At 64.8% G+C, this 9,006-nt stretch carries 6 protein-coding genes; 3 read left to right on the top strand and 3 right to left on the bottom strand.

The window, feature by feature from the left end:
• The 3 genes from bamA to QOZ99_RS13895 all read left to right on the top strand — a co-directional run.
• Positions 1-1,392 (top strand): outer membrane protein assembly factor BamA (bamA, locus tag QOZ99_RS13905; RefSeq protein WP_306890584.1); only part of this gene is annotated, 1,392 nt, incomplete at its 5' end.
• Between the two features lie 340 nt (positions 1,393-1,732).
• Entirely contained in the window at positions 1,733-3,538 is a 1,806-nt protein-coding gene (locus tag QOZ99_RS13900; RefSeq protein WP_370876858.1) for a monovalent cation:proton antiporter-2 (CPA2) family protein, read from the top strand.
• A 53-nt stretch (positions 3,539-3,591) separates the two neighbouring features.
• Positions 3,592-4,110, top strand: a complete 519-nt coding sequence (locus QOZ99_RS13895; RefSeq protein ID WP_306890583.1) for a DUF924 family protein — start codon at positions 3,592-3,594, stop codon at positions 4,108-4,110.
• Between the two features lie 116 nt (positions 4,111-4,226).
• Here QOZ99_RS13895 and QOZ99_RS13890 read toward each other — a convergent pair whose 3' ends face one another.
• From QOZ99_RS13890 to QOZ99_RS13880, 3 genes are all read right to left on the bottom strand, one after another.
• A complete protein-coding gene (locus QOZ99_RS13890; RefSeq protein ID WP_306890582.1) occupies positions 4,227-4,799 on the bottom strand; it encodes a GNAT family N-acetyltransferase in 573 nt (190 codons plus the stop codon).
• A gap of 20 nt (positions 4,800-4,819) precedes the next feature.
• Positions 4,820-7,177, bottom strand: a complete 2,358-nt coding sequence (locus QOZ99_RS13885; protein WP_306890581.1) for an Orn/Lys/Arg family decarboxylase — start codon at positions 7,175-7,177, stop codon at positions 4,820-4,822.
• Positions 7,178-7,300: 123 nt separating this feature from the next.
• Complete coding sequence (locus QOZ99_RS13880) at positions 7,301-8,974, bottom strand: CYTH and CHAD domain-containing protein (protein WP_306890580.1); 1,674 nt, start codon at positions 8,972-8,974, stop codon at positions 7,301-7,303.
• Between the last annotated feature and the right edge of the window lie 32 nt (positions 8,975-9,006).

The following is a 9,006-nucleotide window of genomic DNA, read 5'->3' as shown; positions in this document are numbered from 1 at the left end:
ATCTCGCTGGTCTTCGCCGTCGAGGAAGGGCCGCGCGTCTATATCGAGCGCATCGAGATCCGCGGCAACACCCGCACCCGCGACTGGGTCATCCGACGCGAGTTCGATCTCGCCGAGGGCGATGCCTATAACCGCGTGCTGATCGACCGCGCCGAGCGCCGTCTGCGCAATCTCGGCTACTTCAAGGACGTCAAGATCACCACCGAGCCCGGCACCGCGCCGGATCGCGTGATCCTGGTGGTTCAGGTCGACGACCAGCCGACGGGTGACTTCTCGATCTCGGGCGGCTACTCGACCTCGGACGGCTTCATCGGCGAAGTGGCGATCTCGGAGAAGAACTTCCTCGGTCGTGGCCAGTATGTGCGTCTGGCCGGCACGCTGGGTCAGAACACGCAGGGTGTCGACTTCAGCTTCACCGAGCCCTACTTCCTGGATTACCGCGTCGCCGCCGGCTTCGACCTTTACTACAAGGTGACGAGCGCGACGAGTTCGAGCCCCTATGACACGACCACGGGCGGCGGCACGCTACGGGTCGCGTTGCCGCTCACCGATGAACTGACGCTCGGTCTGCGCTACAGCCTGTACCAGAAGGAAATAACGATCGACGCAGATACGATTGCCGACTACGGAACGCCGTCCTGGGCCCTGCGCGAGGTAAGCGGCGTGGCATCCATCACCTCGTCCGTTGGATACACGCTCACCTACAACATGCTCGACAACAACATCGATCCGACCAACGGCTACCTGCTGGAACTTAAGCAGGACTTTGCCGGCCTCGGTGGTGACGTCGACTATATCAAGAGCACGTTCGACTCGCGGTTCTACTTCCCGGTCTATGGCGACGTGGTTCTCATGTTCCGCGGTCAGGCCGGCAACATCACCTCGTGGGGCGGCGACGACCTGCGCATCCTCGATAATTTCTTCAAGGGACCGGACATTGTCCGCGGCTTCGCGTCCAACGGCATCGGCCCGCGCGACCTGGCCTCCGGCCTTGATGGGTCCGATCCGGATGCGCTGGGTGGCACGCTCTATTGGGGCACTTCGGCCGAGTTGCAGTTTCCGCTCACCTTCCTGCCGAAGGATATCGGCATGAAGGCCGCCGTGTTCGCGGATGCCGGCTCGCTGTGGGGCTATGAGGGCGGGACGACCTTCCAGAATGTCTCGGGATGGCAGGATAATCTGGTGAACTGCGATGCCATCGCGGGTTCGAAGACCAAGGGCTATGCGAATGTCTGCGTCGCCGACAGCGACTCCATCCGCTCCTCGGTCGGTGTCAGCTTGATCTGGAAATCGCCTTTCGGCCCGCTGCGCTTTGACTATGCCTGGGCGCTCACCAAGGAAGACTACGACCAGACGCAGGCTTTCCGTTTCAGCGGGGGCACCAAGTTCTAGAGATTGGGCTGGTAGGCTTGGCTTGCTGCCGGCCCCGTGGACGCTCAGCCAAGCGGGAACGGGAGGCGCTCATGCCTATGTCGCTCCTCCTTGCAGAGGGTGCCGACGGTGCTCGGCATCTTCGCCCTTTTCGGCAAGCTCTGGAACGGCAGTGTCGCCGGCATCGCCTCGGGTGCCAGGCTCTTCATCCCCGTGGCGGGGCGATTGCGCTGGCAAACATGTGGGTGAGCGTCACCAAGGCCGGCTGCACGGTCACACAGGAGTTGCCGATCCGTCTGGTCGTCTTCATCGTGCTGCGCTCGCCGCGTTGGTGACGTGGCAGTTGACGAAAGGCTGACCCGTGAGCCCCGAAGCCGTCTCCCATGCCGCTGAGGCCGCCTCTCATGGCGGCTTCGATCTGGTTCCCGTCGTGGTGCTTCTCGGCGCGGCCATTATCGCTGTGCCATTGTTCAAGCGACTGGGGCTCGGCTCCGTGCTGGGCTATCTTGCCGCCGGCCTTGTCATCGGGCCGTTCGGCATCGGCCTGTTCACCGACCCGCAGTCGATCCTGCATGTCGCGGAACTCGGCGTCGTCATGTTCCTGTTCATCATCGGACTGGAAATGCAGCCCTCGCGGCTCTGGTCGATGCGCGGCGAGATTTTTGGTCTGGGTCTCGCGCAGGTCGGATTGTGCATCGGCCTCCTGACCTGTGTCGGTCTTGCCCTTGGCTATCCCGTCGCGCAGAGCTTCGTCGCCGGCACCGGCTTCGTGCTGACCTCCACCGCCATCGTCATGCAGATGCTGGAGGAGCGGCGGGCCATGGGCCTGGCCAAGGGGCGGCGGATCGTTGCCATCCTGCTGCTTGAAGATCTCGCCATCGTGCCGCTGCTGGCACTTGTCGCCTTTCTCGCGCCGGGCGGGGAAGACGCCACGCTCGCCGACCGGCTGACCGGCGTCGCGATCGGTCTGGCGTCGATCGCCGGACTGGTGCTTGCGGGTCGTTACCTGCTCGATCCGCTGTTCCGCCTTCTGGGCAAGGCGAGAGCGCGTGAGGTGATGACGGCGGCCGCGCTGTTCGTGGTGCTCGGCGCGGCGCTCGCGATGCAGCTTGGCGGCCTGTCAATGGCGATGGGGGCCTTCCTGGCGGGCGTGCTGCTGTCGGAATCCTCGTTCCGCCACCAGTTGGAGGCCGATGTGGAGCCGTTCCGCGGCATTCTGCTCGGCCTGTTCTTCCTGGGCGTGGGCATGTCGCTCGACCTTGCCGTGATCGCCGCCAACTGGCGTCTGATCGGGCTCGCCGTGGTCGCCTATATGGTGCTGAAGACGGTCGGCATCTACGCGGTCGCCCGGCTGTTCCGGGCCGATCATCGCGAGGCGATCGAACGTGCCGTGCTGATGGCGCAGGGTGGCGAGTTCGCCTTCGTGCTCTACGCCGCGGCGACCTCGGCCGGGATCATCGATGGCGAGGCCAACGCCATCCTGACCGCGACCATCATCGTCTCCATGGCGCTCACCCCGCTCATGATCATCCTGCACGATCGGTTGATGCCGAAGCGCGCGCCGTCGATGGAAGGCGTCGAGACCGCGCAAAACCTCTCCGCCAGCGCGCTGCTCATCGGCTTCGGCCGCTTCGGCCAGATCGCGAGCCAGCCCCTGCTGGCCAATGGCTGTTCGATCTCCATCATCGAGACCGACACGGACGCCATCCGCGACGCCCGCGATTTCGGCTTCAAGGTCCATTATGGCGATGGCGCGCGGCTCGACATCCTGCACGCCGCCGGCGCCCATGACGCCCGCCTGATCGTTATCGCCGTTCACGATCGCGAGGCGAGCCTGAAGATCGCGGAACTGCTCAAGGCCGAGTTTCCGCTGGTGCCCGTGCTCGCGCGCTCCCTCGACCGAGAACATGCCGTCGAACTGATCCACGCGGGTGTCGACTGGCAGATCCGCGAGACCCTCGAATCCGCCCTCATGCTCGGCGAGAAGGCGCTCGAAATGATGAATGTCGATGAGGAGGATCGCCGGCGCGTGATGGAGGATGTCCGCCGCCGCGACAGCGAGCGCTTCGCCATGGAGACGGTGGAAGGCATCTATGCCGGGCGGGATCTGATCCACGGCAATGCACGGCGAAAGGATGAGCCGGCAAGCCGGGACGGCTCGTCTTGAAGGTGACGCACAGGCCTCAGGCTGGGGAGACGGAGGCGGAGATCGCAGCCGTCGTGGCGTTCTGGAAGAAGGCGGGCGAGCGCGGGCAATGGTTCGACGCGGATGGCGGCTTCGACCTGGCTTTCCGCGAGCGGTGCCTCGGCCTGCACATGGAGGTGGCGGCACGCGGGCATGACGGCTGGCTGGCATCGCCCGAGGGCGCGCTGGCGCTCCTGATCCTGACGGACCAGTTCCCGCGCAATGCCTTCCGGGGCACCGGCCACATGTATGCGACCGACCCGCTCGCACGCTGCTTCGCGCGTCAGGCGCTGGCGATGGGGCATATGGCGCGCGTCGAGCCAGGCTTGCGGCTCTTCTTCTGCCTGCCGTTCGCCCATTCCGAAGACCTCGACGATCAGGATCTATCGGTGCGGCTGAACGCGGAACTGGGCGAGCCATGGCTGGGGCATGCCGAAGGGCACCGCGATATCATCCGCCGCTTCGGCCGCTTCCCGCATCGAAATCCCGTGCTCGGCCGCGCCATGACACGGCAAGAGGACGATTATCTCAAGAGCGGCGGCTTCCGGGGCTAGAGCTTTTCCGGTGAATTCCGGCTCCCCGGAAAAGCTCCAGGTTATTGTTCTGACGCATTTTCTTCACGCGAACCGAAATCCACTTCGCTCGAAAATGCTCTAGCGATGCGTTCAGATCAGGTTGCGTCCCGTGGGGTGGAGAGGGGCAAGGGCGGAGGCGGAGCGGTTGCGCCGGGGCCCAGCGAGCGCTGCACCATCACACTGTCGGCCCAGCGGCCATAACGGTAGGCAACCGAGGGGAGAACTCCCACCCGGATGAAGCCGAACCGCTCATGGATGGCGAGCGATGCGGTGTTGTCGCCATCGATATAGCCGATCATCTGCCGGAACCCAGCCGCCGCGCAGGCGTCGATCAGCCCGCGCAGGAGCCGGCTGCCGATGCCGCGGCCAATGTGCTGGTGGTGAACATAGATGGAATGCTTGACGGTGTAGCGGTAAGCCGGGCGCTTGCGGAACAGCACCACATAGGCATATCCGACCACCTCACCGCCGCGAACCGCGACGATGTGGGGAAACCGGCGGTTTTTCAGATTCTTGCGCCGCTCCCGCAGATCGTCGGGCTGCGGCGTGTCATTGTCGTCCACCCCGTCCTCGACGCCCCGGCGGATGTGATGGCGATAGATCGCCAGCATGGCATCAACGTCGCCATCCCGCGTCGGCCGGATGACGACCGCAATCTCCTGCTCCATGAACGAATCCGAATTCCTGATTATTCCGCAACCACATACGTATAGAGCCGGATGCGTCCGGCAGCATCGGTTTCGCGATAGACGCCCTGTATCTCGACGTCAAAGCCCGGGAATGTATTGAAGCAGGCTTCGAACATCCGGAGATAATCGATCATCGGCTGCGCGCGCTCGGTGAGCCTTTCGCCGGGGACGATCGTTGCTATGCCCGGCGGGTAAACCACGAACGGCGTGGTAGCGATACGCCCGGCAATGGCGTCGATGGGCAGGTACTCCACATCGTTGCGCACGAGGCAGCGCGCCGCATCGTGGGGAGACAGCGCGATATCGGGCAAGTGCTCAGCCGAGAACTGCATCGCCTGCAGCGCGCTGACATTGGCGGCGCGGAAAAAGCGGTGCATCTCGCCGCACAGGTCGCGCAGGCGCACGCCGGCATAGCGCGCGGGCCGGCGCCGGTAGAATTCGGGAATGGCGTCTTCCAGCAAAGCGTTGTCGTCGTGCAGCTTCTTGAAGGCGACCAGACCGCTGATCAGCGTCCCCGCCTTGCTCGATTCAACACCGGGCGTCAGCAGGAACAGCAGCGAATTGAGGTCGTTCTTCTCCGCGACGATTCGATTCTCGCGCAGATACTGCGCCACCACAGGGGCCGGGATGCCGTGCTCCACATAGGCGCCGGTAGTGCGATCGAAGCCGGGCGTCAGCAGGGTCAGCTTGTTGGGATCGGTCATGGCGAATCCAGCCGCCATGTCGGCATAGCCATGCCACGCCGCACCCGGCGTGAGATGCCAGAAGGCCGGATTGGTGGCGAGCTGGTCGGTGGAGACGCTCTCCCACGGCACGTCATGCACGGCGCCGGGGCTGGAGGCATCGGGTATAGCCACCCGGTCCGGCACGAAGGGCTCGAAGAACCAGCGGCGCTCGGGGCGCTGCTCCTTCTCCTCGAACTCCCGGCGCACGGCGCGGATCTTCTTGCGCAGCTCGATGCCGAGGCGGATCGTATCGTCCCACAGCACTTCGCCGGAACGGCCCTTCATCATCTGCGCGCCCACATCCAGCGAGGCGAATAGCGGGTAGAAGGGCGAGGTTGAGGCGTGCTGCATGAAGCTCTCATTGAAGCGCCGGTGCTCCACCCGCCGCTTCTGGCCCTTGATATGCCGGTCCTTCATGTGGATCTGCGAGGCCTGGCTGAAGCTCGCAAGCTGCTTGTGGGTGGACTGGGTGGCGATGATGCCCGGCGCATCCGGCCCCAGATCCTTCAGCCCCATGGCGAAACGCCCGGCATAGAGCGGGTGGAACTTCATGAAGCCGGCCCAGGCCTCGTCGAACAGGATGTAGTCGCACAGATGGCCGATGCGCTGCAGGATCATCTCGGCATTGTGGATCGTGCCGTCATAGGTGCACTGCTCGACCACGGCGACGCGGAACGGGCGCGGCTTCTGCCACGCCTCCGGGTCCTTTACCAGCGGATGGGTGCGGATGCGCTCGCGCAGCACGTCTTCGTCCAGCGCCGCGACATCCATCGGGCCGATCAGCCCCCAGGCATTGCGCACGGTCGGCACATAGACCGGGACGCCGCCGGAGATCATGAGGGCGCCATGATGGGCGGCCTTGTGGTTGTTGCGGTCGAACAGCACCAGATCGCCATCGGTCACGAGGGCGGAGAGCGCGACCTTGTTGGAGGTCGAGGTGCCGTTGAGCACGAAATAGGTCTTCTCGGCGCCGAAGATCTTGGCCGCTTCCTTCTGCGCCGCGAGAGCCGGGCCCTCATGGGTCAGCAGGTCGCCGAGATCGAGCACGGAATTGTCGAGATCGTCGCGGAACACCGCCTCGCCCAGATGCTCCATGAACACCCGGCCGATCGGGCTGCGCGAGTAGAACACGCCGCCATTATGCCCGGGACAAGTCCACAGCTGGTTGCCCTCCTCGGCATAATCCACCAGCGCGCCGAAGAACGGCGTCTTCAACGTCTCGGCATATTGCTTGAGCCGGCTGATGAGGTTCTTGGCGATGAAGGCGGGGGTTTCCTCGGAGAGGAAGACATAGCCGTCGATGAAGTCGAGCACCTCCACCGGTACATCTTCGAACCGCTTGCGGCGGATCAGCAGGATGATGGGAAAGTCGAGGCCGCGCCGGCGCATCAGGTTGATGAGCGAGGCGGTCTTGCCCTCCATGCCCTTCTTGCCCCAATCCACCATCATGCAGCCGATGGCGGCGTCGGTCTGCACCGCGATCTCGGCATCCTCGATTGTACGCGCACGCACAACCTCGAAGCCGGAACTCTCGATCTCCGCGACGATCTGGTGATAGCGGGCGCCCTCCAGATCGTCCGCATCGAAGGCGGGTGTCGCGAAGAGAAAGTTGAAGCGCTTGAAATAGTCCATCCGGGCACCCGCTCCTGTTCGGCTCGACGCGACGTTTCGACGTGCCTCATGACGAGAGCACGACAGCGCGGTGACGATCCCTAGAGGGGCCGGCATAGGGAAGGCAAGGAGCACGCGGCCTGGCTAGTCGAGCCAGAACGGCTCCACATCGATGAATTTCCGCCAGCTGCGCCTCAGCGCCTCGGCGGTCTCGAGGCGGTCGCGGCCTTGCCAGCCGGTGATCGCGCCGATGGCCTTGTGGGCCTGCGGGCTCGATGTGCTCTCCTCCACCTCACGCAGCAGCGACTGCGTGGTGGTGATATCGTTGTCGATGCCGAGAATGTCCTGGAGACGGGACATCCGCTTCAGATATTTCCGGGCGGCACCGTCGCGATCGTAGAGCGGCAGCAGGAATTCCGCGCCATAACGCAGCTTCTTCAGCGTCAGGCGCAGCTCATGACGGGCCGTCGGCCGCAGCTTGCGGAAATTGTGCCCCTGTTTCAGCGCTTTGCGGTGCAGCAGCGTCAGTCCGCGCCCGGCAAATTCGCGCGCCGGCTGGGTGAGCACGGCGAGAGCCTCGATGCCGATGTCGTTCCGCCAGCTTCGGCGCTCGATCACCCGGCCGAGCGACAACAGGAAGCGGGTGCATTCGAGATCGACCAGATCCGCGCGAACGGCCTGATGGCTGCGAGCCCGCGGCGGGACGATCGCGGATTTGAGCTCGGCAAAGTCGACGCCGGGCAGGTTCGCGCGCTCGATCTCGGCGATCGTCGTCGTGGCGAACACGTCCCAGTTGCGGGCCGGCCCGAGGGCGCTCGCCAGCCGTTTGGCGTCAAGGCCGAGGGCCTGGAGCGCCGAGGCGGGGACTTCCTTTTTGAACAGGGATATGGCGGTGCGCAGACGCCGCAGCGCGACCCGCAGCTGATGAACGCCCTCCGGATCCCGGCCATGATGCGCCGCCATCAGATTCGCCATCACATGGCGCTGGCAGGCGTTCAAGACCTTGGTAATCGCCTCGTCTGTGGTATCGGCCGGCCCGATGCCGGTCGCAAACGCCTTTTCGGCGGTGGGCAAGGTGCCGGAGGCGAGCGCATAGCCGCGCTCGGCCTTGCTCTGGACCCCGATGTGAAGGGTGCCCTGCTCCAGCAGCGACAGGGCCAGCTCATAGAGCGCACCCGCCTCGCCCGTTTTCAGTTCCAGCTCGATCTCGCAGACGGCTTCCGCCTTCTCGCCGGCGCTCAGCGTTCCCTCATCGAACGCGACCTCGATGACGGCGCCGCCAAATTCCACGACCTGTATATGGCGGCGGATCTTGGTGATGAACACCGGTGCGAGTTCCGAGCCCGGCAGCGTCGCGAAGGGCGCGCCCAGATCGCTCAGCGGCAGCGCATCGAGCTGAAGGGCGATATCCGGCACCCGCGCTTCCATCTCGCGCCGCTGGAGCACGCTCTCCAGGGGCGCCAGCTTCAGCGTCTGGACAAACTGCTTGCCGCTGCGCCGGACGCGCAGCGACGCGCCCTGCCGCGCGATCAGCGCATCGGGCGTATCGTAATAGGTGGCCTCCAGACGCCGGACGACCCCCTTTGACGTGGCGTGTCGCGTGACGACAGCCGCGGTGAGGAGGCGCTGCAATGTGGCTGGATCCGTGAGAAGTTTCAGCTCGACCTCGCGGCCGGCACCCGCGGGCTCCGGCGCGTCCATGTCGCCGGGCGGCTGAATCTCTGGTGTATGCTCCGACATATCGTCTCTCCGCTCGTCCGGGCATGAGCCCGTTTTGCCGCCACGAAGAGGCCACCTCCCGTCAGCTTGAAACGCCACCGATAGCGGCTCGCACTGTCACATAAAAGTAG

The sequence above is a fragment of the Ancylobacter amanitiformis genome (assembly GCF_030814815.1).
Taxonomy (GTDB): Bacteria; Pseudomonadota; Alphaproteobacteria; order Rhizobiales; family Xanthobacteraceae; genus Ancylobacter; species Ancylobacter amanitiformis.
This window is presented reverse-complemented; position numbering and strand designations above follow the sequence as displayed.